The sequence below is a fragment of the Streptomyces sp. NPDC050549 genome, assembly GCF_040655035.1.
In the GTDB taxonomy this organism is placed as follows: domain Bacteria; phylum Actinomycetota; class Actinomycetes; order Streptomycetales; family Streptomycetaceae; genus Streptomyces.
The window spans coordinates 120568-143107 of sequence record NZ_JBFAJD010000012.1 but is presented as its reverse complement, the minus strand read 5'-3'; the positions used below and the strand labels follow the sequence as shown (position 1 = coordinate 143107).

The window sequence follows — 22540 nt, the reverse complement described above, 5'->3', positions numbered from 1 at the left end:
GTTCAGGAGTTCTTCAGAAGAGGTTAAGATCCCGCCCGCAGGCCGCGCGACGGCCCCTGCGACGGCGGCGCGGGCAGTTCCAGCACCACGGTCAGCCCCCCGCCGACCGTGTCTTCGAGCCGGACGGTGCCGCCGTTGGCGGTGACCAGCCGGTGCACGATGGCGAGCCCGAGGCCGCTGCCGGACGCCTCCGGATTGCCGAACCTCCTGAAGGCCGCCTCACGTGCCGCCGCGCTCATCCCGGGGCCGTCGTCCACCACCCGCAGCAGCACACCGTCGCGCGTCGCCCTCCCCTCGACGCGGACAGCCGCGCCCCCACCCACCGCGTCCAGGGCGTTGGCCACCAGGTTGTCGATCACCTGCTCCAGGTCTCCCGCTCCCAGGTACGCGGTGAGCCCGGTGCCGCAGCGGCCGACGAGCGACACCCGCCGCTCCCGTGCCACCGGCTCCCACGCGGTGACCCGCTCGTCCACCACATGGTCCACCCGGACCGGAACCGGCCTGGGCACCGCGGTCTCCGCACGGGCCACCGCGAGCAGCCCGTCCACCAGCCGGGACAGCCGGGCGATCTCCTCCTGGGCGGCGGCGAACTCCGCCGCCGTGGCCTCGTCGGCGCCCGCCGCCAGCAGGTCGAGCCGCAGCCGCAGCGCCGTCAACGGCGTGCGCAGCTGGTGCGAGACGTCGGCGACGACCGCCCGATGCCCGTGGATCAGGGCCTCCATACGGGCCGCCATGGTGTTGAACGTCGAGGCGAGCCTGCGCACCTCCTGCGGGCCGTGCCCGCCCGGCGCCCGTACGTCGAGGGCGCCTTCGCCCAGCCGCAGCGCGGCGGCGTCCACGGCCCGCAGCGGACGTCCGACCCAGCGGGCCAGCGCCAGCGCCACCAGCCCGCCCGCCACCAGGCCACCGGCGCCGATCAGCGCCAGCCGCCCCCACATCGCGCCGATCCGTTCGTTCGTGGTCTTGGCCGACCGGGACAGCACCGCCACCCCGACCGGACGCGCGGTGTCGCCGATGGGCACGGCGACGACCAGCCGGTCGTCCCGCTCACGGGTGGCCGTCTGCGGGTGGGCGAGCACCTGGCGCGCCAGGTCGCCCCAACTGCCGGCGGCCTCGTCCTCCGTGCCGTCGTCGCCCGTCCGCCCGGGGCATTCGGTGGCCGCGACGACCTGTCCCGACGCGTCGAAGACCGCGGCGCAGTCCCCGGCCCGCTCGGCCTGTTCCAGGAGCTGTCGCATGGAGGCGGCGGAACGGTGGTCCGACAGGTGCTCCTCGGCCGCGGCGGCGATCGTCCGGTCCACCGCCTCGGTCGTGTCCCGGAAAGAGGTGCGCTCGCGCTGCGCCAGCGACAGTCCCAGCGGCACCACCGCCAGGACCAGCAGCATGACGATCAGCGCGATGAAGGCCAGTGCGATACGCCGGGTCATCGCGCACCGACGTCGGGGTCCTGGCCGGCATCGGGTGCGCCGAGGCGGAACCCACGGCCGTACACGGTCTCCACCAGTCCGGGTACGCCGAGCTTGCGGCGCAGCGCCGCGATGTGCACGTCCAGCACCTTGGTGGGGCCGTACCAGTGCGCGTCCCAGGCACGTTCCAGGACCTCCTGCCGGGTGACCACCCGTCCGGGGTCGGCGGCCAGGCACTCCAGGATGTCGAACTCCTTCGGTGTGAGGGCGACTTCGCGGCCGCCGACGGTCACCTTGCGGGTCCGCAGGTCCACCGCGAGGGGCCCGTGCCGCAGCAACTCGGAGTCGGGCGGCTGGACGCGGCGCAGCACGGCCCGGATCCGGGCCAGCAGCTCCGCCAGGCCGAACGGTTTGACCAGGTAGTCGTCGGCGCCCTCGTCCAGGGCCGCGACCCGGTCGGCCTCCTCCCCGCGCGCCGTCACCACGATGATTGCCGCCCGGGAACGGGCCCGCAGCCGGCGGCAGACCTCGACACCGTCCAGGTCGGGCAGCCCCAGGTCCAGCAGCACCACATCGGGCTCCGGGGCCGCGGCCAGCGCTTCCCGCCCGGTGCCGACGCGGCGCGTCCGGTACCCGGCCCGCTCCAGCCCCAGCACCAGGGAGGCAGCGATCCCCGGGTCGTCCTCGACCACCAGCACATGCACGTCGACATCCTACGATTGCGCCGCCCCTGCCCGAATTGGCCGACCGGCCCGTCGTTGTGGACCGTTCGGCCCTGCCGCCCGGTGCGCAGCGCGCGGTTGCATGGAAACCCGGGGATGCTGTCGCGCCCGGCGGCGTGCGTGCCCGGAGAAGCGGGAGGGCCGCTGTCGTGTCACGGATGGGAGCCACCGGAGACGGGCAGGGGCGGCAGGCCCGCAGTGTCCGTGGACTGCTCGAACCGGCCCTGCTGGCCGTGACGGCGACCGCCCTGCTGAGCGGGGGAGTCGCCTGGGCGGCGGGGAGCCGGGGCGTCGCCGACGCCTGCTGGGCGGCCGGCACGGTGGTGGCCCTCGTTCCCGCCGTGGCCTGGGTCCTGGCCGCGGTGCGGAAGGGGCGGGCCGGTGTCGACCTGATCGCGGTGCTGGCCCTGGCCGGGACCCTCGCGGTGGGCGAGTACCTGGCGGGTGCGCTGATCGCGCTGATGCTGGCGACCGGCCGGGCGCTGGACGCCGCCGCCGAGCGCCGGGCCTCGCACGACCTGCGGGCCCTGCTGGAGCACGCGCCCCGCTCGGCCCGCCGCCGGACCGGCCGGGAGGTGTCAGTGGTCCCGCTCGCCGAGGTCGTCGTCGGCGACGTGCTCGTGGTCGGTCCGGGAGACGTGGTCCCCGTCGACGGCAGTGTCCTGGACGGTACGGCGGAACTCGACGAGTCCGTGCTGACCGGCGAGTCCGCCCAGGTCGAGCGCGGCATCGGCGAGGCCGTACGCAGCGGCGTCGTCAACGCGGGCGGTGTCTTCGAACTCCGGGCGACCGCCACCGCGCAGGACAGCACGTACGCGGAGATCGTACGGCTGGCTCAGCACGCGGGCGCCGAACGGGCGCCGACCGTGCGGTTGGCGGAGCGTTACGCGGCCTGGTTCCTGCCGCTGTCGCTGGGGTTGGCCGGTGTCGCCTGGCTGCTGAGCGGGTCCGCCGTCCGCGCGGTCGCCGTCCTCGTCGTGGCGACCCCCTGCCCGCTCCTGCTCGCCGCGCCGGTCGCCATCGTCTCCGGGCTGTCGCGGGCGGCCCGCCGGGGTGTCATCGTCCGGGACGGCGGAGCGCTGGAGCGCCTGGGCCGGGCCCGCACCCTGGTGATCGACAAGACCGGCACCCTGACGGTCGGCCGACCGCACGTCCTGGCGGTTGCCACAGCCCCCGGGTGGTCCCCGTCCGAGGTGCTGCGCCTGGCCGCCTCGCTCGACCAGGTCTCCGCGCATGTGCTGGCCGACGCGATCGTCCGCGAAGCGCGAACCCGGGGCCTCGCGCTGTCGATGCCCGCAGACGTCACGGAAGAAGCGGGGCGCGGCCCCTCCGGCGCAGTGGACGGCCTCCGCGTCCGTGTCGGCAGGACCGGCCTCCCGCAGGCGGCCCTCCCCGACTGGGCCCATGCCGTGGACAACCGGGCCCTTCTCGACGGGGCCGCCATCGCCTGGCTCACCGTCGACGACGCCCTCGCCGGCGCCGTCCTGCTCCAGGACCCGCTGCGCCACGACGCCCCGCGCACGGTACGCCGACTGCGGTCGGCGGGACTGACCAGGCTCCTCATGCTCACCGGGGACCGCGCCGAACCCGCCCGCGAAGTGGGGGCCGTCCTGGGCCTCGACGACGTCAGGGCCGGTCAGCTCCCCGCCGACAAGGTCGCGGTGGTACAGGAGGAACGCGCGCGGGCCGTCACCGTCATGGTGGGCGACGGTGTCAACGACGCGCCCGCGCTGGCCGCCGCCGACATCGGTGTGGCCATGGGGGCCCGCGGCTCCACCGCGACCTCCGAAGCCGCCGACATCGTCCTCACGACCGACCGGGTCGACCGCCTCGCCGACGCCATGGAGATCGCCGTACGGGCCCGCCGGATCGCGGTCCAGAGCGCCGCGGGCGGCATGGCGATGTCACTGCTCGCCATGATCGCGGCCCTCCTCGGGTGGCTGCCGCCCGCCGTCGGCGCCCTTCTTCAGGAAGCCATCGACGTAGCTGTCATCCTCAACGCCCTGCGCGCACTGCTGCCGGCCCGTGGCGCCGGTACCGCTCTCGAACCGGACGCCGAGGACCTCATCCACCGCTTCGCGGCCGAGCACGACGACCTCCGGGACGCCCTGGACGCCATCCGTGAGGCCGCCGGCCTGCTCTCCGCGCAGGACGGTCCGGGATCACTGGCCGCCGTGCGCCACGTCGACCAGCTGCTCACCACCCGGGTGCTGCCGCACGAATACGCGGAGGAACACCAGCTGTATCCCGCGCTGAACCGACGACTCGGCGGCCCGGAAACCACCGAGACCATGAGCCGGGCCCACACCGAGATCGCCCGTCTGTCCCGCCGTATCACCACCCACCTCCGCATGGCCGACGAGGCGGGCGCCCTGAAACCGGAACAACTCGACGACCTGCGCGCCTGTCTGTACGGGCTCCACTCCGTCCTCCGCCTGCACTTCAGCCAGGAGGAGGAGAGCTACTTCTCGCTCGCTCCCTGAGCCGGCCCGCCGATGGGAGCCTGTTCCGGGACCGTCGTCCGCACGTCTTCTCCGCCGGGTCGGTCCGCGAGGACTCGTAGGACCCGGTGCCCGGCGCGATGTCAGCTGTCCGCGTCGGCCGTGGTGAGGGAGGCGAGGGCGGCGTCGAGGCGCTGGGTGGCCTCTTCGGCGACGGGGCGTAGCGCGTCGAGTCCGGTGAGGGCGACCATTGTGCCGGGGTCGAGTGCCTGTACGGCGGTGCGGTTGCCGTCGGTGCGGACGACGACGTTGCAGGGGAGCAGCAGGCCGATGGTGCGGTCGGTGTCCAGGGCGCGGTGGGCGAGGGGCGGGTTGCAGGCGCCGAGGATGACGTAGTCCTCCATGTCGTGGTCGAGCTTGGCCTTGAGTGTGGCGGTGACGTCGATCTCGGTGAGGATGCCGAAGCCCTGTGCGGCGAGGGCTTCGCGGACGCGGCTGACGGTGGTGGCGAAGTCGGTGTCGAGGTGGACTGTGCGGTCGTAGCGCATGGCGGTGGCCCTTCCGGTCGGTTCGCGTGGCGTGGGACGGGTGTCCCGCCGTGGGTGAGGCACTCGTGAAGCGTTTCCCGGACTTTCCCTGCCCTGGGAAATACCCCCTGGGGTACTAGTGTTACGGTCGTAAGCATACCCCCCGGGGTAATTCTTCGTTGGAAGGGAGTACCGCGTGTTCTTCGTCGACACGATCGAGGTGTCAGGGCTCGGCAACCGCAGCTATCTCGCGGGCGGTGAGCGGACGGCGGTGGCGGTCGATCCGCCGCGCGACGTCGACCAGGTGATCGCGGCAGCGGCGCGGCGGGGCGTGCGGATCTCGCACGTCGTCGAGACGCACGTCCACAACGACTACGTCACCGGCGGCCTGGAACTGGCCCGGATCACGGGTGCTGCCTACCTCGTTCCGGCCGGGGCCCGTGTCTCCTTCGCACGCGTGCCGGTGCGTGACGGCGACCGCACGGAGATCGACGCCGCCGCGGGCCTGACCCTGCGCGCGCTCGCGACGCCCGGTCACACCCCGCACCACACCTCCTACGTGCTGGAGGAGAACGGCACGGCGGTCGCGGTGTTCACCGGCGGTTCGCTGCTGATCGGCACGGTGGGCCGCCCGGATCTCGTGGAACCGCGGCTCACGCACCACCTGGCCCGGGCCCAGCACGCCTCCGCACGCCGGCTCGCCACCGAACTGCCCGACGAAGCGGCCGTGTTGCCCACGCACGGCTTCGGCAGCTTCTGCTCGTCCGCCCAGGCGCAGGGCAGCGACACCACCATCGGCAAGGAGAAGGCCTCCAACGAGGCCCTCACCCGGGACGTGGACGACTTCGTCGCCGGCCTGCTGGCCGGTCTGGACGACATCCCCGCCTACTACACGCACATGGGTCCGGCCAACGCCGCCGGACCCGCGCCCGTCGATCTGACCCCGCCCGCCGTCGCCGACGCCGGGGAGATGGCCGCCCGGCTGGCGGCGGGGGAGTGGGTGGTGGACCTGCGCAGCCGTGTCGCCTTCGCCGAAGGGCATGTGTCCGGCTCGTTCAACTTCGAGGCCGAGGGGCAACTCGCCACGTATCTGGCCTGGTTGATTCCGTGGGGCAAGCCCGTGACGCTGCTGGCCGAGTCGCCCGCGCAGCTCGCCGCCGCCCAGCGCGAGCTGGTCCGGGTCGGCATCGACCGCCCCGCCGCCGCGGCGACCGGCGCACCGGCCGAGTGGGTCCGGGAGGGAGAGACCCCGGCTTCCTTCCCGCGGGCCACGTTTGCCGACCTTGCCCGCCGGTATCCGGCGCAGGGCGTCGTCGTCCTTGATGTGCGACGCGGCTCGGAGCGGGCGGCCGGGTACATCGAGGGCTCGGTCCACATCCCGGTCCACGCCCTGCACCGCCGTCTCGGCGAGGTTCCCGCCGGTGAGGTGTGGGTGCACTGCGCGGGTGGGATGCGTGCCGCGATCGCCGCCTCCCTGCTGGACGCGGCCGGCCGTGAGGTCGTCGCCGTGGACGACTCCTTCGACGCGGCCGAGAAGGCAGGACTCACCGTACGGACGCCCTGACGGCGTCGGATGCCGTAGGCGTTCCACCGATCTTCACTGCCGACATGGGAAACAGGAGCGAGAAACCGAGATGAGCATCTTCCGACGAGGCCGGGGAGGCCCGGGCCGGGTGAGCGTGCAGGAGGCGGCCGCGCGCACCGGGCACGGCGACCCCGCCGAAGTCCCCACCGACGCCGTGCTGCTGGACGTGCGCGAGCCGTACGAGTGGCAGGCGGGGCACGCTCCCCGAGCCGTACACCTGTCCCTCTCGGCGCTGGCCGCCGGGACCGGACTGCCCGCCCGGGCGCAGGCGCGGCCCCTGGTCGTGATCTGCCGCTCGGGCAACCGCTCCCGGCAGGCGGCCGAACTGCTCGCCGCGCGGGGTGCGGAGGCCGTGGACGTGATCGGCGGCATGCGCGACTGGGCGGGAGCCGGTCTTCCGGTGGTGGACGCGAACGGCGGGAACGGCACCGTCGCGTGAGCACTCTCATACTCGCCCTGGCCGCCGGTGCGGTCATCGGCCTGGCGCTCGGCGCGCTCGGCGGCGGCGGCAGTGTGCTCGCCGTCCCCGCCCTGATCTACCTGCTCGGCTTCACCCCGGTCGCGGCCACCACGGCGAGTCTGGTCATCGTCACGCTCACCTCGGTCACCGCGATGTCCGCGCACGCCCGCGACGGGCACGTCCGCTGGCGGACGGGGCTGCTGTTCGCGGCGGCCGGGATCGGCCCGGCGATGCTCGGCGGCGCGCTCGCCGGTCGTATCCCGGCGGCCGTGCTGACAGCGGCCTTCGCCGTGGTCGCGGGAGCGGCCGCCCTGCGCATGCTGCGGTCCCGGCCGGCCGCGGAGGGCGCCGTGACGGTGCAGCCGGTGCGGGTAGCGGCAGCCGGTGGCGGGCTCGGCGCGGTCACCGGTGTCCTCGGTGTCGGCGGCGGCTTCCTCGCCGTACCGGCGCTGGTGGGGGTGCTGGGCCTGCGGATGCGCTACGCGGTGGGCACCAGCCTGCTCGTCATCACCGTCAACTCGCTGGCCGCGCTGGCGATGCGCGCCGGTACGGTCGAGGGGCTGGACTGGTCGGTCGTCGGGCCGTTCGTCGCGGCTGCGGTCCTCGGCGCCTGGGACGGCAAGCGGCTTGCCGTGAAGGTCTCCGGGCACACGCTTCAGCGGGTCTTCGCGCTGGTGCTGCTGGCGGTGGCGGCCTTCATGCTGACCGACGCGGTGCTGTGAGGGCTGCCGGGTCGGGAGCCCTCACGCCAGGGACAGGAACAGCTTCTCCAGGCGGGCGCGCATCTGCTGGGCGTCCTCGCCGTTCTTGCGGCCGGACTCGATGTCGGTCATGCACTGCTGCATGCCGGTCGCGATGATCGCGAAACCGGCACGGTCCAGCGCGCGGGAGGCGGCGGCGAGCTGGGTGACGACGTCCTCGCAGTCGCGCCCCTCCTCGATCATCCGGATCACGCCGGAGATCTGACCCTGCGCACGGCGCAGGCGGTTCAGCACGGCCTTCAGGTCCGCACCCTCAAGCTCCAGCTCCACGACCACTCCTCAAAGAAAATACCCCTAGGGGTACTGTACGTCCCGGTTCGGGACGGCGTCGACCATGAAGGATCACATCTGACATGACCAGCTCTCCCCTCCCCGTCACCCTCGCCACCGAGCAGGCCCGTACCCGGCTGCACGAGCTCACCGTCATCGACGTGCGCACGCCCGCCGAGTACGCCTCCGGCCATCTGCCCGGCGCCCTGAACATCCCCCTGGACCACGTCCGCCGCGCCCTGCCGGAGATACGCCACGCCTCGGAGCAGGGTGACGTCCTCGTCGTGTGCGCTTCCGGCGCCCGCTCCGGGAACGCCTGCAAGCTCCTGGCCGAGCAGGGCATACCGACCGCCACCCTCGCCGGGGGCACCGGCGCCTGGGCCGCCGACGGCCACGACCTGCACCGTCCGGCCGCCTGCGACACCCGGGCCGGCTGGAGCATGGAGCGCCAAGTGCGCTTCACCGCCGGCACGGTGGTGCTCCTGGGACTCCTCCTCGGCCTGCTCGTGCACCCCGCCTTCCAGCTCCTGGCCGTCGGCATCGCGGGAGGCCTCGTCTACTCGGCGGTCACCGACACGTGCGGCATGGCCGCCGTCCTGGGCAGGCTGCCCCACAACCGCCCTCGGGCAGCCGGCCTCGACGCCGCGCTCGCCGTCCTGCGCAGCCGCTGAACCGGTGTTCCCCGGTGCGCGGGCGCCCTGGAACGCGCCGGGGTGCCACCCTCGTTCCCTCGCGCCCGAGCCGGTGGGTCTCCTCGGGGCGGGGAAGTACACGCCGGTCGGTCACGGCGGGCAGGAGACCGGGGCCCGTGCAGCCGAAGAGGCCGGCGGCGTGCGACTCGGCAGGCTCGCGGCCCACGACCGGCGCCTGGCGGACACCGCGGCCGAACTCGGCTTCGGTGACGATCAGTTGGGGCTACGGCTGCATTCCGCCGGGTTCGGCCACCTGCTGCGCCAGGACGTCCCGGACAGATACCGGAAGCGGCGGCGAACCTGGGGCCGACGAGGCAAAACCCGGCGACGTCGGCGATCGTCCCCGGGATACTGGTCGCCCATGGATGAGGTCGAAGTCGTCGTCGCGCATTCCGAGCGCGCGACCCTGCGCGTCGGTGACGTGTTCCTGAAGGTCGACGCCGATCAGGCGCGCATCGACGTCGAGGTCGAGGCGATGTCCCTCGCGCCGGTCCCGACGCCGGAGGTGCTGTGGTGCAAGCCGCACGTGCTCGCGGTCGCCGCGCTCCCGGGGACGACGGTTGGACGCCTCGGCGGGCCGTCGACCGGCTCGCCGGCGGCGTGGGCCGCGGCGGGCGCCGCCATCCGCAAGCTGCACGACGCGCCGCTGCCGCCCCGGACCGGCGGGGCCGGCCGGAGCGTCGCCGAGCTGGCGGCGGAGCTCGACGACGAGTGCGCGTCGCTCGTCACGAACGGCCTCCTGCCCGCCGGCCTGGTCACCCGCAACCGCCGGGTCGCCGAGGCCGCGCTGCGGCCGTGGACTGCGGCGTTCACCCACGGCGACCTGCAGATCGCGCACGTCTTCGTCGACGGCGACGAGGTCACCGGCATCATCGACTGGTCCGAGGCGGGCCGGGGCGATCCCCTTTACGACCTTGCGACCTTCACGCTCGGACACGAGGAGCAGCTCGACGACGTCCTTGCCGGCTACGGCGCCGACGTCGACCTCGATGTGATCCGCGCGTGGTGGTCGGTGCGGAGCCTGCTGGCGGTTCGCTGGCTGAGCGAGCACGGCTTCGACCCGTTCGCGCCGGGCTGCGAGGTCGACGTGCTGAGATCCCGGATGTGAGGCTGCCCGGGCACCGCCGCGTTGCTCCTCACGGGGAGGACCGTGCCTACGGGTACGCCATATAGACGGTCGCGGTCGTTGGCGCCGTCACAGGACCGGTGCCGAGCCGGTCCGTCATCTTCCGCGTGACGGCGTCCCGGAGGGCCTGCGCGTCCTCGCGGGCCTCCACGGCGGCGCTCACCGGTGTGCCGGTGAGGAACCCGGTGGCGACGGAGGCCGCGGACTCCGCGACGCCTTCCAGCGTGACCTCCTCGGCGGCGGCCAGGGTCAGTCCGGCGGCCGTGAGGTCCGCGGTGACCACGGCCGGGTCCGAGTAGCCGTGGGGCACGTCGTTCAGGAACGAGGGTGCCCCGTCGGGCATGGACTGTTCCAGGGCGGTCTGGAAGGCCGCCCCGAATCCGTGCGAGGCCAGCGGGCCCCAGCTGTTGAACAGGAACCGCCCCCGCGGGGTCAGGACCCGGCGCACCTCGGTGTACGCGGCGGGCCTGTCGGGGAAGAACATCACCCCGAACTGGCACAAGACAAGGTCGAAGCTGCCGTCCTCGAAGGGCAGCTCCTGGGCGTCCGCCTGCCGCCAGTCCGCACGCGGTTCCCGGGCCGAGCCCGCGGTGACCATCGCTTCGTTGAGGTCGGTCGCCACCACCGAGGCCGTGGGCACCGCGGTGAGCAGGGCCGAGGTCAACGCCCCTGTTCCGGCGGCGAGTTCCAGGACCGTGCGGGGCCGCAGCGCCGCCGCCCTGGCAGCCAGGTCGGTGGCGAAGGGCCGGAAGAAGACCGGGACCAGGTGGCGTTCGTAGGCCTCGGGCATGGACCGTGTCCACCGCCGGTTCGCATCGTCTGTGCTCATCCGACAGACACTAGGCCCCGCGGGAACTCCGACGGTGGACGGCCGCGGCCACGGCTGCTTCGTGTCATGTTGGTCGACCGTCCAAGACGCTGCGATAGCATGAAGGCACACGCATTCCCGTTCCCGAAGCAGAAAGCGGGCCAGATGTCTCGTATGGCGGCCAAGGACCGACGCGAAGAGCTGATCGCGGCGGCGCAGCGAGTGATGATCCGCGACGGAGTCACGAAGGCGACCACGCGCGCGATCGTCAACGAGGCGAAAATGCCGCTCGGCGTCTTCCACTACTGCTTCACCTCGCGTGAGGAACTGCTGCAGGAAGTCCTCACCCGCTTCACCGACAGCACGGTGGCCGCCGCGCGCAAGATGTTCGAGGGGGAGGGGGACCTCGGATCACGGATCACCAGGAGCCTGGGTGCCTTCTGGGGCACGGTCGAGCTCAACCCGGGGGAACACCAGGTCAGTTACGAGCTGACGCACTACGCGCTGCGCCAGGCCGGGTTCGAGGACCTGGCCCGACGCCAGTACCAGCACTACCGCGAGGTCCACGAGGAACTCCTGGCGGAGGCCGCCGAAGCCGCGGACATCGAATGGGCCGTGCCCGTTCCGGTGCTCGCCCGCTATCTCAACTCGGTGCTCGACGGCATCACCCTGAGCTGGCTGGTCGACCGCGACGGCGAACAGAGCCGCGAGGTCCTGCGGCTGACCGGCGAGCACCTGCTGTCGCTGGCCCGCGAGCGGACCCGGCCGGCGGCCGGGCCGAGCCCGGTGGCGGAGCCGGGCCCGGCGTCGTAGACGCGCGCTGTCGGGGGTGTGCCTACTCGAACAGGTCGGGCTCTGCCGCCGTGACCTGATCCCACGGCGGACGGAACTGGAACCAGCCCGGCAACGGACCGGAGATCTGGTCACGGACCGTCAACGCCGTCTCGGGGTCGATGAGTCGAGGCTCTCCGGCGGCCATGGCCAGCAGCTGGGCCTGGCAGGACCGCTCCCGCTCGCGCAGTAGACGATCTCGACGACCGCGTCCTCCCGCGCCTTGCCGTTCTCCTCGACGACGAGGTCGGCGATCTCCTCCCGGTGGGCCAGCAGCCAGCGGCGGCCCCGCGCGAGGAACTCGGCGCGGGCCCGCGTGTCCAGCTCGGCCCAGCCCCGCTGCGCCCGCCGGGCGCGCTCCACCGCCTGCGCCGCCTCTGCCGCGGACGTGTCGGGCACTTCACCGACAACCGCTCCGGTGGCGGGGTTGTCCACCGCGATTCCCGTGCCCGCCGGGGGCCGTCCGCCATCAGGGCTTGATTCTGCGTCACCGAAAACTCCCCACCGGAACGTTGACTTCTCTTCATCCAGAATGTGACGGTCAATCGTCCAAGTCGTGCGTCTTGTGCAAGCGTCTAAGTGCGGGCGTGAAGGAGCGGTTGGATGAGAAGAACGACATCGATCGCACTGAGCGGCCTGGGCGTTCCCGAGTCCCTGCGCCGGCATGGGGGGCCCTGTGGTTCTCGGATCTCGCGCACGGCACGGTGCACCGATGGGACGGCACGGGGGAGCCGGAGACGGTGATCGAGGTCCCCGGCCGGGCCGGCGGTCTCGGCTGGCTTCCCGACGGCCGCCTGCTCGTCGTGTCCATGGACGGGGGCCGCGTCCATTGCCTGGAGGCGGACGGCGAACTGGTCGTGCACGCCGATCTGCGCCACGTCGTCGGCGGTCCGGTCAACGACATGCTCGTCGACCCCGAAGGGCGTGCCTACGTCGGCAACTTCGGCTTCGACTACCACGCCCCCTCCCGCGAGCACCCGAACTCCATGCTCTACGCGCCGCCCGGCCCGCCGGGTGCCCCGCTCGCCTGCCTGGCGCCGGACGGCAGCCTGCTCGGACTGACGAGCCCCTGCTCTTCCCGAACGGGACCCTGCTCACCCCGGACGGCGGGAGCGTGATCGTGGCGGAGACCCTGGCCATGCGGCTCACCGCCTTCTCCAGGAATCCCGACGGCACCCTGGCCCGTCCAAAACCGTGGGCGCCCCTGATCGCGCCGCTCCTGTGGCGCCTGGTGGACCATCCGGGGGCGGCCGGCCGGATCACCCGCAGGATCTCGGCGCTCCTCGACCACCCGGCCGTCGCGAAGCGCTCCTCGTCCCCGATCGCGCCGGACGGCATCGCGTGGGACGCCGACGGCGAGTCCGTCTGGGTCGCGAACGCGCTTCGCGGCGAGTGCGTGCGGATCGCGCGCGGTGACCGCGTCCTCGACCGGGTCGCCACCAGCCGGCACACCCTGAGCTGCCTGATGGCCGGGCCGGACGGACGCACCCTCTTCGCCGCCACCGTTCCGACCGACGATCCCGTCCGTGCCGCCGAACTCAACGGCGGGCGCATCGAGTCGGTGCGGCTGTGAGTCCGGCTGTGGGTCCCCGGTAACAATCCGGGGGAATGCGTTCTGAACAGTTGACTTGGACGCTCGACCAGGAGAATCTGTGGCCATGCCAACACCACCCGGAAAAGGCCAGGTCGTCCTCGTGACCGGCGCGGCCGGCGGCATCGGAGCCGCCATCGCGGAACTGGCGATCGCGCGCGGTCATCGCGTCCTGCTGACCGACGTCGACGAGGAGGCCGTTCTGGCCCGGGCCCACGCCCTGGGCGAGCGGGCCGCCGCACACGCCCTGGACATCCGCCGCCCCGCGGACTGGAACACGGCGTTCGACGCGGCCCGGGCACGCTTCGCCGCCGTCGACGTACTGGTCAACAACGCCGGCATCACCCACACCGGAACCGCCCGCGAACTCCGCCCCCAGCAGCGTCGCGACATCGTCGAGATCAACCTGCTCGGCACCATCACGGGGGTCTGCACCGCGATCGAGCGGATGACCGCGCAGGGCCACGGACACGTCATCAACGTCTGCAGCATGACGTCGTTCCTGCCGCTGCCCGGATACGCCACCTACGGCGCTACGAAGCACGCGCTGAGGGCCTTCCACCACAGCGTCGCGATCGAGGAACGCGACGGGCCGCTGGACTTCACGATCGTCCATCCGCCGTCCACCCGGACCGGCATGCTCGAACAGGAGATGGCCGATCCCTCCTCCGCCATCGCCTTCGCGGAGAAGTCCTACGCCCCGGAGCGCATCGCCGAGGCCGTTGTCGACGCCATGAGCGCCAAGCCGGTCGAAGTGGTGTTCCCGCCGTTCGCCGGCCGCCTCCAGCGGGCCGTCGGAGTCTTCCCCCGGCTGATGCGCCGAGTGATCCCCCTCGTCGAGGCCAAAGGCCCCAGAGAGCGGGAGCGGCTGCGCGCCGCTCAGGGAATCCCGGCAGCCGGGAACCGGTGAACCTCCTAGAAAGGACACTGAATTGAGTACGCACATGACGTCCCGGCCGGACGCGAAGAGGCCGGTCATGAGCAGGGCCGCATCGACCGGCACCGGACCGGACGAGGACCGGATGGTTCGACTCAGCAGGGCGACCGAGCACTTGGACCCGCCCTTCGCCGTGGTGGACCTGGACGCCTTCGACGCCAACGCCACGGAACTGGCACACCGCGCGGCGGGCCTGGCGGCCATCCGCCTGGCCAGCAAGTCGGTCCGCAGCCGTGAACTGATCGGGCGTGCCGCCCGGCACGAGGGATACCGGGGGATCCTCGCCTTCACCCTGCCCGAGGCCCTGTGGCTGGCCGAGGACCACGAGGACGTGGTGATCGGCTATCCGACGACGCACCGCGCCGCGCTGAAACAACTCGCCTCGGACGAGCGGGCCGCCGCACGAGTCACCCTCATGATCGACTCGATCGGCCAACTGGACTTCGTCGACGAGGTGGTGGGCCTCTCCCGCCCCGACCTCCGCGTCTGTATCGATCTGGACGCCTCGCTCGAACTGGCCGGTGGCCGCATCCACTTGGGCCCCTACCGCTCGCCCGTGCACTCACCCCGGCAGGCCGCCGCACTCGCCCGCGCCATCCGGGAACGGTCCGGATTCCGGCTCGCCGGGCTCATGTCCTACGAGGGCCAGATCGCCGGACTGGGCGACAACCAGCCCGGGTCGCTGCTCAGGCGGGCCGCGATCCGCGCCATGCAGCGCGTGTCCGCCGGCGAACTGGCCGACCGGCGGGCAGCGGTGGTCGCCGCCGTCGAGGCCGTGGCGCCACTGGAGTTCGTCAACGGCGGCGGCACGGGCTCCATCGAGCAGACCGCCGCCGAACACGCCATCACCGAGATCGGTGCCGGATCGGGGCTCTACGGCCCCGGACTCTTCGACTTCTACCGACGCTTCCGCCCGCGCCCCGCCGCCTACTTCGTGATGTCCGTCGTACGCCGCCCGAGTCCCAGGATCGCCACCGTGCTGGGCGGCGGCTGGATCGCCTCCGGCCCGCCCGGCCTCGACCGCCAGCCGACGCCCACCTGGCCGCACGGCCTGCGCACCAATACCAGGGAAGGGACCGGCGAGGTCCAGACACCGGTCCTGGGCGCCGCCGCGCACGGGCTGCGGCTCGGCGACCACGTGTGGTTCCGGCACGCCAAGGCCGGCGAACTGTGCGAACGCGTCAACACCCTCCACCTGGTGTCCGGCGCGGAGATCGTCGACGAGGTCGCGACCTACCGGGGCGAGGGGCACGCCTTCCTGTGATCCGTACCTGAACAGGCCCGTTTCCGTAGCGCGCTCACGTTCGCAGTCGAGCCGCTCTTCCTTCTCGCCGCGCACGAGGAACCGATGAAGTTCGACACGGTCACCGCGCGATTCGACGAACTCCACGCCCACAACGACCACTTCGAGTTCTACTGGTTCCCGCACACGGGCAACTGCACCACCCTGCGCAACAACCGGACCGTCGGCCCGCACGCCCGGCTGGGCCGGCTCAGAGCCTGGTTCGAGGACGAGTTCCTCGCCAACAGCGTCTTCCAGGCGCTCAATTCGGTGGGCAGCGCCATCCCCTCAGCCGTCCCCGCGATCGCTCGGATCACCAGCCAGGGACTCTCGGCCAGGACCTGCACGGACATCCCGTACAAGGTCTTCACCAGCCCGCGCAGGGTCCGGATGATCGAGATGGAGTACGCCGTTCCGTGCGAGGCCGTCCTCGACGTCCTCCGCGAACTGAAGGCCATGATCGAGCGCTCCGATCTGCGCATCGGCTTCCCTGTGGAGGTCCGCACCACGCCCGCCGACGACATCGCCCTCTCCACGGCGTCCGGACGCGACAGCGCCTATGTCGCCGTCCACGTCTACCGGGGGATGCCCCATCAGCAGTACTTCGCCGAGGCGGAGCGCATATTCGTCACCCACGAGGGGCGCCCGCACTGGGGCAAGCTCCACAGCCGGGACGCCGCCCACCTCGCGAACGCCTACCCCCGCTTCGACGAGTTCACGGCACTGCGCGACCGGCTCGACCCCGACCGGCGCTTCACCAACGCCCATCTGCGCAGGGTGCTGGGCGACTGACCCGCGCCCGTCGTCCTCGGCGGTCACCCGAAAGTCCATACCGGAGGCGTCAAGTCATGGAGGAAAAAGGTGAGTGGGGATGAGTGGCGCCTTCAGTTGTTGACGGCGTCCAGTGGCGCGGCTACAACCCGGGGAGAGCGCTCCCAACCTTGAGGAGACCCCCCCCATGCAGACCTCCGCCGGCACATCCGGCAGACCTTCGCCCGCCGTCGTACGCTCCCGTACGGCCCTTGGTCTGGTCGTCGTCCTGATAGTCGCCTGCTTCGCCGCCCTGACCCCCTCGCCCGCCGGCGCCGCCGACCAACTCCTGTCCCAGGGGCGGCCCGCCACCGCGTCCTCGACCGAGAGCACGTCCTTCCCCGCGGGCGCGGCCGTCGACGGGAACACCGGCACCCGCTGGTCCTCCGCCTTCGCCGACCCGCAGTGGCTGTCGGTGGACCTCGGATCCGTCCAGCAGCTCTCCCGCGTCTCGCTGAACTGGGAGACCGCCTACGCCACCGGCTACCAGATCCGGACCTCGACCGACGCCACCACCTGGACCACCGTCTACTCCACCAGTACCTCGACGGGCGGCACCCAGAACATCACCCTCACCGGCAGCGGACGCTACGTCCGCGTGTACGGAACGGCCCGGGCCACCCAATGGGGCTACTCCCTGTGGGAGTTCCGGGTCTACGGCCCGGGGAGCACCACCCCGCCCGACGACTTCTGGGGCAGCACCAGTGACATACCGGCGGCCAACAACGCCGTAGAGGTGAAGATCCTCAACCGCACCAACGGCAAGTACCCCGACAGCCAGGTGTATTGGAGCTTCAACGGGCAGACGCACTCCATCGCCGAGCAGCCCTACCTCGACATGCCGGCCAACTCCGCGGGCCGGATGTACTTCTACCTCGGCTCGCCCACCAGCTCGTACTACGACTTCATCGAGTTCACGGTCGGCAACAACGTCTTCAACGGCAACACCACCCGCGTCGACGCCTTCGGCCTCAAACTCGCCATGCGCCTGCACAGCAAGGACGGTTACGACACCGAGGTCGGCGAGAACCGGGCGACCTTCGCCGAGGACCGCGCGACCACCTTCCAGCGCTTCACCGACGCGGTGCCGTCCCAGTTCAAGGTACTGGCGCAGACACAGGCGCCGTACCGGATCATCGCGCCCGGCAGCGACCCGAGCTTCCGCGCGGGCGGCGTCAACGCCAACTACTTCACGTCCTACGCCCAGTCGGTGGGCGTGAACGCGGCCACCTCGGACATCTTCGGCTGCGCGGCCTCGCTGGCGGCCGACCCCAATATGTGTGCCGCCCTCAACCGCCATGTGGCCACCCTGCCGGCGTCGCAGCAGTCCGACCCGGCGCAGTTCTACAAGGCGGCACCCGCGAACTACTACGCCGAGTTCTGGCACGACAACGCCATCAACCAGCTTGCCTACGGCTTCCCCTACGACGACGTGGCGGGCCAGTCCTCCTTCGTCTCGCGCGCCAGTCCGCAGTGGCTCCTGGTCGCCGTCGGCTGGTAGGCGCGGAGGAGGCGTCGTGAAGCGGGGCCGCCCTTGTCAGGAAGGGCGGCCCCGTGTCATGGGGTGGTGTTCGTGGTCACTGGACGTTGATCGTGAAGGTGGACGTGGTGTTGCGGATGTCCTGGGCGTTGCCGCTCATCCGCAGGTTGACGAAGGTGGCCGAACCGACGGCCGGTCCCTGACCGGGCTCGGGCAGCTCGTTGGCCCAGATGCCCCACCCGGACTTGGCGTCGAACGCGTCTCCGCTCTTCTTGGAGTTGGTGATGGAGATGTCGGTGAAGATCGTGTCCTTCACCGGGAACTGCGGTTGTCCGCCTACGTAGTTGGTCTGGAACATCACTCCTCCGTAGGTGGAGTTGTCGATGTCGACGTCGTTGACCCGGATGCCCTGGAAGACCTTGGAGGCCGAGAACGCCCAGATGGCGGGGAAGACCTGGGAGCCCCAGAAGTGGCCGCCCGTTCTGTCCAGGGAGACGTTCTCGATCGTTGTCGGATCGGTCCCGAAGCCGTTCATCGGGTAGCCGAAGTCCAGCGAGGAGATCGTGATGCCGGAGTAGACCAGGGTGTCGGCGACCCGGATGTTGCGGAAGGTGTTGCTGTAGCCGCCGTAGACGGCGATACCGGCCGCACGCCAGGTGAGGGTCGACGTCAGGTTCTCGTAGAGGTTGTTCTTCTCGTCGGCGCCGCCCGCGTCGATCGCGGAGAAGAGGGCGAAGCTGTCGTCGCCCGTGGCGCGGGCGTCGTTGTTGACGACGTGGTTGTCCGTGGAGCCGTTCGTCATGTTGATGCCGTCGGCGAACGTGTCACGGATCCGGGAGTTCGAGATGGTCATGTTGTCGGTGTTTGCGCCCCAGTAGAGGCACACCATGTGCTCGGCCCAGATGTTGTCGATGGTGATGTCGGAGACGTTGGAGAAGTCGAACACCTTGCCCGGGCCGTCGATCCGGGACGTGTAGTTGCCGAAGTAGGCGAAGCCGGAGAACGTCGAGCCGTTGGCCGTGGACTCGGCGCGGAAGCCGATGTCCGTGTTCTCCTGCGAGGAGGGGGCGCGGAAGCGGGTGAACCACGGGCCCGCTCCGACGACCTTGACCGCCTTGCCGTAGACCTGGAACTTGCTTGAGGTCTCGTAGTCACCGGCCGGCAGATAGACGCCGACGAGCTTGCCGGTGGTGTCCATGCGGACCTTGTCGAGGGCGTTCTGCACGTCCTGCTGCGCGAAGCCGGCCGGGACCGTGTAGGCGGCCGGGTCGGGGTTCGGGATCGCCGTCGCCTGTTCGAGGTTGATGAAGTCGATCGCGTAGGTGGAGGAGTTGGCCGCGTCCTTCTGGAGCCGGATCTTGGAACCGGCCGGTACGGTCCTGCCGAGCAGCAGGTTCGCCTCGTCGTAGATGTGGCGCTGGGCCCCGGCGCTGGGCGAATTGCCGGGCGCGGTCTCGTTGCCGTACAGCCAGGCGTACTTGGAGGTGAGGTCGATCGCCTTCAGGAACTGGCCGTCCACGTAGACGTCGAGGGTGGAGTCGGTGCCGTCCGGGATCGAGAAGCGGGTGACCAGGGTGTTGGTCGCCGCGCGGATGGTCCACTCGACGTACTGGCCGGTCGAGTCGAGGGTCACCGCCTTGCGGCCGCTCGCCTCGCCCGCGATGTCGCCGATGGTCCGGTTCGGGCCGACCACCGTGGCGCCACCGCCGACCGTGCCGTCCTCGGCCTCGTACATGTCGTACGGCATGTCGGCGCCGCGGCCGACGAACAGGGGTTGCGCGGTCGTGTTGTTGGTCCGCTTGACGGGGAGTTCGTTGGCGTCGTCGGCGATGACCGTCCTGACGGTGTACTTGCCGTTGACGGCCGTCCACGAGCCGAGGGCGACCGGTGCGGTCGTCTGGCCGGAGGCGATGGTGCCGCTGTAGGAGCCGGTGAGTGTCTTGACGGTCGCGCCGTTCGCGTCCTGGATCGTGAGTGTCACGCCGTGGGAGCCGGAGGCCGAGTCGACCGATCCCTGGTTCTTGATCGCCACGCTGAACGCGACGTTGTCGCCCGCGGAGGGGCTGGACGGGGTCCAGGCCACCGGTGCGGCGACCAGGTCGGAGCTGGAGACCGGCTTGACGACGAGGGCGTCGGAGCGGGTGAAGGTGTTGTTCCCCTCGTTCTGCTCGATGACCTTGTTCGACGGATCCACCTCGGCGCCGAGCGGGTAACTGCCCGCGTCCCGGGTGCCGATGCTCGCGGTGACCGTCGCCGACGCGCCTGCCGCGAGGGCCGGGACGTCCGCGGTGGCGGCCTTGGTGCCGCCGAGCGTGAAGCTCAGGTCGGTGGCCTTGGACGCCTTGCTGCCGCTGTTGGTGACGGTCGCGGACAGGCTGATGGCATCCGACTCGACAGGCGCCGCAGGCGAGTTGGTGATGCCGGTGACCTCGAGGTCCGGGTTGGCGGCCGGGGTGCCGATCACCTGGAACTCGGCGACCTGCGCGCCCGGGGCGCCCGTGTTGGAGGCGAACTTGAGCTGGACGTCGGCCGCCGCACCGGAGACCGGGATGGTCACCGTGTTGCCGGTGGCCGGGTTGAACGTGTAGTCCTTCGCCGCGACGAGGCTCGTGAACGCGGTCGCTTCCTGGTCGCGGCCGAGCACCTGGATGTTCTGCGTGCGCGTGGACCAGGCGGCGTCCGGGTTGAGCTTGACGACGACCTGACCGAGGTCGGCGTTGGCACCCAGCTTGGTGGTGAGGGTGGCCGGGTAGGCGCCGCCTCCGCTCTCCCAATAGGTCGCGATCTGGCCGTCGTTGGCGTTCGCGGCGACATAGGTGAACGTGTACGAGGAGGCCTCGACGGGCTTGCCCTGCGCGAGGTCGGAGCCCGCACCGTTGCCGGCCCGGGTGACGCTGTTGCTCGCCACCGACACGTTCCCGGCGGCGTCCTTGGCCTTCACGCAGTAGGTGACCGTGGCCGTCGCCGACGGGGTGTCGGTGTACGAAGTCACGTCACCCGCAACGGACTTGAGCAACTGGTCGTTGGCATACACGTCGTAGCCGGTCACCTGGACGTTGTCGCTCGACGCCTGCCAGGTCAGCTTCACGTCGTTGCCCGACTGCGTGTAGGCGAGGTTGCCCGGCGCGGTGGGCGCCTGGGTGTCGCCGCTCGACCCCTTGCGGGTCACGCTGTTGCTGTTGGCGGAGACATTGCCCGCCGCGTCCTTGGCCCGCACGAAGTACGTGATGCCGCTGCCGGCGGGCTGGGTGTCGGTGTAGGTCAGGACGTTCCCGGCGACGCTCGCCCTCAACTGCCCGTTGGCGTAGACGTCGTAGCCCGTCACGGCGGTGTCGTCGGTGGCCGCGCTCCAGGTCAGCTTGATCTGCCCGGTGGCCGGCTCGGTGTAGGCCAGGTTCGCCGGGGCGGTGGGCGCCTGGGTGTCGCCGGTGACCGGCCCGTAGACCTCCAGCTCGGACGCCTGGCCCGCGGGCCAGCCCGAGTTGGCGGTGAACAGCGCGCGCACGTACCGCGTGGTGGTCGTGTCGAAACCGATCGTCGTCGACTGGTCGTCGGAGCTGTCGAAGGTGTACGCCTTCGAGGCCGTCAGGTCGGTGAAGTTCGAGTTGTCGGTCGAGCCCTGGATCTTGAAGGTCTGGCTGCGGCTCGGCCAGCCGCCGGGCAGCCGCAGCGTCACCTGGTTGATCTTGACCGACGAACCCAGGTCGACCTGGAGCCACTGGGGGAAGGCGTTGTTCGTGCTCTCCCAGTAGGTGTCGCGGTTGCCGTCACCGGCGTTGGCCGCGCCGTAGACGTCCGCGTGCCCGCTCTCGCTGAAGGGCCTGCCCTGGGCGAGGTTGGGGGTCGAGGCGGCGGTCGTGAGGACCTGCATCTCGCCCAACTGAGCTGTACCGGCGACCGAGTTGGCGCTGAAGTCGGCGCGTACGTACCGGGCGAGGGTCGCGGGGACGGAGACCTTCACCGTGTTGTCGTTCGCCGGGCCGAAGACGTACTGCGCCGATGACTTGAGGGTGGCGAAGCTCTTGCCGTCGTCGCTGCCCTGGAGCGCGAACGTCTGCTTCCGGGTCTGCCAGCCCTCGGGCAGCCGCAGCACGACCTGGCGGACGCGCTTGCTCTTGCCGAGGTCGGTCTGCACCCACTGGGCCGACTTCTTCCCGGCCTGCCAGTAGGTGTCGAGGTCGCCGTCGGTGATGTTCGCGGCGGTGTGCTTTCCACGGGTGCTGCCCGCCGAAGTCCTGGCGTCGGCTGCGGCGTTGGGGCCGCCGGCCGCGTGCGCGGCGACGGCGGGCAGGCCCAGGACCATGACGGTGGCGGCGAGCGCGGCGGTCGCCGCGCGCCGCCCGGGGGATCTCTGCTTGTGTCGAGTCATGCGGGGGTCGCTTCCTGCGGAGGCTCGCGCGCCGGTGGGGCGGCGAGGGCGGCTCATTCCTGACGGAGTGGTGCAGAAAGGTGCGGGACGATCGGTGCGGTGCTCTGCTGCTCTGCGAGGACCGTAGGGTAGGATTTTGCGTTGTTTCATCGAAATATTGCAGAGTCGAGTGAGTCGGTCTACAGCCTGAGCGGCATAATTTTCACCAGAAGAACTCATGGCCCAAGAGTGTTGGTGGCGCGTGCGTCACTTCCGGGCCGACGGGGCCGTCAAGTGGCGCGCGCCATGGCAGGTTTGGCAGGCGTATATGGTCCGGCCCGTCACCTGAGGATGCTTGCGGGGCTTGCGCTCCGAGACCGCAAGTGAACGCAAGAAGGGCAAATTCTTGCGTGATTCTGCGTCGCGGGTGACGAGCGTGGCAGCATTGGTCACCTATTGCGAG

General features: G+C 71.2%; 19 protein-coding genes and 1 pseudogene. 13 read left to right on the top strand and 7 right to left on the bottom strand.

The features are described from left to right. Positions 1–23: 23 nt before the first annotated feature. Both AB0I51_RS19785 and AB0I51_RS19780 read right to left on the bottom strand, forming a co-directional pair. Positions 24–1427: a HAMP domain-containing sensor histidine kinase gene (locus AB0I51_RS19785; RefSeq protein WP_362976761.1), complete on the bottom strand. Its 1404-nt coding sequence runs from the start codon at positions 1425–1427 to the stop codon at positions 24–26. Then, the gene (locus tag AB0I51_RS19780) at positions 1424–2110 is read right to left on the bottom strand and encodes a response regulator transcription factor (protein WP_362976759.1); all 687 of its coding nucleotides are present in this window, start codon (positions 2108–2110) and stop codon (positions 1424–1426) included. The genes AB0I51_RS19785 and AB0I51_RS19780 overlap by 4 nt, the downstream gene beginning before the upstream one ends. Before the next feature lie 176 nt (positions 2111–2286). Between AB0I51_RS19780 and AB0I51_RS19775 the strand changes: the two genes are divergently transcribed. Then, on the top strand, positions 2287–4611 hold the full coding sequence (locus AB0I51_RS19775; protein WP_362976757.1) for a heavy metal translocating P-type ATPase: 2325 nt from the start codon (positions 2287–2289) through the stop codon (positions 4609–4611). Positions 4612–4712: 101 nt separating this feature from the next. Here AB0I51_RS19775 and AB0I51_RS19770 read toward each other — a convergent pair whose 3' ends face one another. Then, on the bottom strand, positions 4713–5117 hold the full coding sequence (locus AB0I51_RS19770) for a DUF302 domain-containing protein (protein ID WP_362976755.1): 405 nt from the start codon (positions 5115–5117) through the stop codon (positions 4713–4715). 175 nt (positions 5118–5292) lie between these two features. Between AB0I51_RS19770 and AB0I51_RS19765 the strand changes: the two genes are divergently transcribed. The 3 genes from AB0I51_RS19765 to AB0I51_RS19755 all read left to right on the top strand — a co-directional run bounded on the left by AB0I51_RS19765 (position 5293) and on the right by AB0I51_RS19755 (position 7863). Continuing rightward, a complete protein-coding gene (locus AB0I51_RS19765) occupies positions 5293–6660 on the top strand; it encodes an MBL fold metallo-hydrolase (RefSeq protein ID WP_362976753.1) in 1368 nt (455 codons plus the stop codon). 70 nt (positions 6661–6730) lie between these two features. Then, positions 6731–7120 (top strand): rhodanese-like domain-containing protein, encoded by a 390-nt coding sequence (locus AB0I51_RS19760; protein WP_362976751.1) that lies wholly within the window; start codon positions 6731–6733, stop codon positions 7118–7120. Then, a complete protein-coding gene (locus tag AB0I51_RS19755; RefSeq protein ID WP_362976749.1) occupies positions 7117–7863 on the top strand; it encodes a sulfite exporter TauE/SafE family protein in 747 nt (248 codons plus the stop codon). The genes AB0I51_RS19760 and AB0I51_RS19755 overlap by 4 nt, the downstream gene beginning before the upstream one ends. Positions 7864–7884: 21 nt before the next feature. Here the strand turns inward: AB0I51_RS19755 and AB0I51_RS19750 are convergent, their stop codons facing one another. Further along, the gene (locus AB0I51_RS19750; RefSeq protein WP_075032675.1) at positions 7885–8172 is read right to left on the bottom strand and encodes a metal-sensitive transcriptional regulator; all 288 of its coding nucleotides are present in this window, start codon (positions 8170–8172) and stop codon (positions 7885–7887) included. Positions 8173–8255: 83 nt separating this feature from the next. Between AB0I51_RS19750 and AB0I51_RS19745 the strand changes: the two genes are divergently transcribed. Together AB0I51_RS19745 and AB0I51_RS19740 are read left to right on the top strand one after the other, a co-directional pair. Then, a complete protein-coding gene (locus tag AB0I51_RS19745; protein WP_362976747.1) occupies positions 8256–8843 on the top strand; it encodes a rhodanese-like domain-containing protein in 588 nt (195 codons plus the stop codon). Between the two features lie 382 nt (positions 8844–9225). Continuing rightward, complete coding sequence (locus AB0I51_RS19740) at positions 9226–9972, top strand: phosphotransferase (RefSeq protein ID WP_362976745.1); 747 nt, start codon at positions 9226–9228, stop codon at positions 9970–9972. A 46-nt stretch (positions 9973–10018) separates the two neighbouring features. Here the strand turns inward: AB0I51_RS19740 and AB0I51_RS19735 are convergent, their stop codons facing one another. Next, positions 10019–10819 (bottom strand): class I SAM-dependent methyltransferase, encoded by an 801-nt coding sequence (locus tag AB0I51_RS19735; protein WP_362976743.1) that lies wholly within the window; start codon positions 10817–10819, stop codon positions 10019–10021. A gap of 99 nt (positions 10820–10918) precedes the next feature. Here AB0I51_RS19735 and AB0I51_RS19730 point away from each other — a divergent pair, with 99 nt between their 5' ends. Further along, on the top strand, positions 10919–11611 hold the full coding sequence (locus AB0I51_RS19730; RefSeq protein ID WP_362976741.1) for a TetR/AcrR family transcriptional regulator: 693 nt from the start codon (positions 10919–10921) through the stop codon (positions 11609–11611). 120 nt (positions 11612–11731) lie between these two features. Here the strand turns inward: AB0I51_RS19730 and AB0I51_RS19725 are convergent, their stop codons facing one another. Beyond that, the gene (locus AB0I51_RS19725; protein ID WP_362976739.1) at positions 11732–12064 is read right to left on the bottom strand and encodes an aldehyde dehydrogenase family protein; all 333 of its coding nucleotides are present in this window, start codon (positions 12062–12064) and stop codon (positions 11732–11734) included. A 152-nt stretch (positions 12065–12216) separates the two neighbouring features. On the opposite strand from AB0I51_RS19725, the gene AB0I51_RS19720 reads away from it, so the two are divergent. The 6 genes and pseudogenes from AB0I51_RS19720 to AB0I51_RS19695 all read left to right on the top strand — a co-directional run bounded on the left by AB0I51_RS19720 (position 12217) and on the right by AB0I51_RS19695 (position 17750). Then, the gene (locus AB0I51_RS19720; RefSeq protein WP_362976737.1) at positions 12217–12747 is read left to right on the top strand and encodes an SMP-30/gluconolactonase/LRE family protein; all 531 of its coding nucleotides are present in this window, start codon (positions 12217–12219) and stop codon (positions 12745–12747) included. Continuing rightward, positions 12657–13202 carry an SMP-30/gluconolactonase/LRE family protein gene (locus AB0I51_RS19715; protein ID WP_362976928.1) on the top strand — a complete coding sequence of 182 codons (546 nt, stop codon included), beginning with the start codon at positions 12657–12659 and terminating at the stop codon, positions 13200–13202. The genes AB0I51_RS19720 and AB0I51_RS19715 overlap by 91 nt, the downstream gene beginning before the upstream one ends. An 85-nt stretch (positions 13203–13287) precedes the next feature. Next, on the top strand, positions 13288–14130 hold the full coding sequence (locus AB0I51_RS19710) for an SDR family NAD(P)-dependent oxidoreductase (RefSeq protein WP_362976735.1): 843 nt from the start codon (positions 13288–13290) through the stop codon (positions 14128–14130). Positions 14131–14197: 67 nt separating this feature from the next. After that, positions 14198–15421, top strand: coding sequence for an amino acid deaminase/aldolase (locus AB0I51_RS19705; protein ID WP_362976733.1), 1224 nt, complete (start codon positions 14198–14200; stop codon positions 15419–15421). 27 nt (positions 15422–15448) lie between these two features. After that, positions 15449–16231, top strand: a pseudogene (locus AB0I51_RS19700) (D-arabinono-1,4-lactone oxidase); the annotation flags it as partial. Positions 16232–16397: 166 nt separating this feature from the next. Next, positions 16398–17750, top strand: a complete 1353-nt coding sequence (locus AB0I51_RS19695; protein WP_362976731.1) for a beta-1,3-glucanase family protein — start codon at positions 16398–16400, stop codon at positions 17748–17750. Positions 17751–17826: 76 nt separating this feature from the next. Here AB0I51_RS19695 and AB0I51_RS19690 read toward each other — a convergent pair whose 3' ends face one another. Then, positions 17827–22098 carry a discoidin domain-containing protein gene (locus tag AB0I51_RS19690; RefSeq protein ID WP_362976729.1) on the bottom strand — a complete coding sequence of 1424 codons (4272 nt, stop codon included), beginning with the start codon at positions 22096–22098 and terminating at the stop codon, positions 17827–17829. Positions 22099–22540 lie beyond the last annotated feature (442 nt).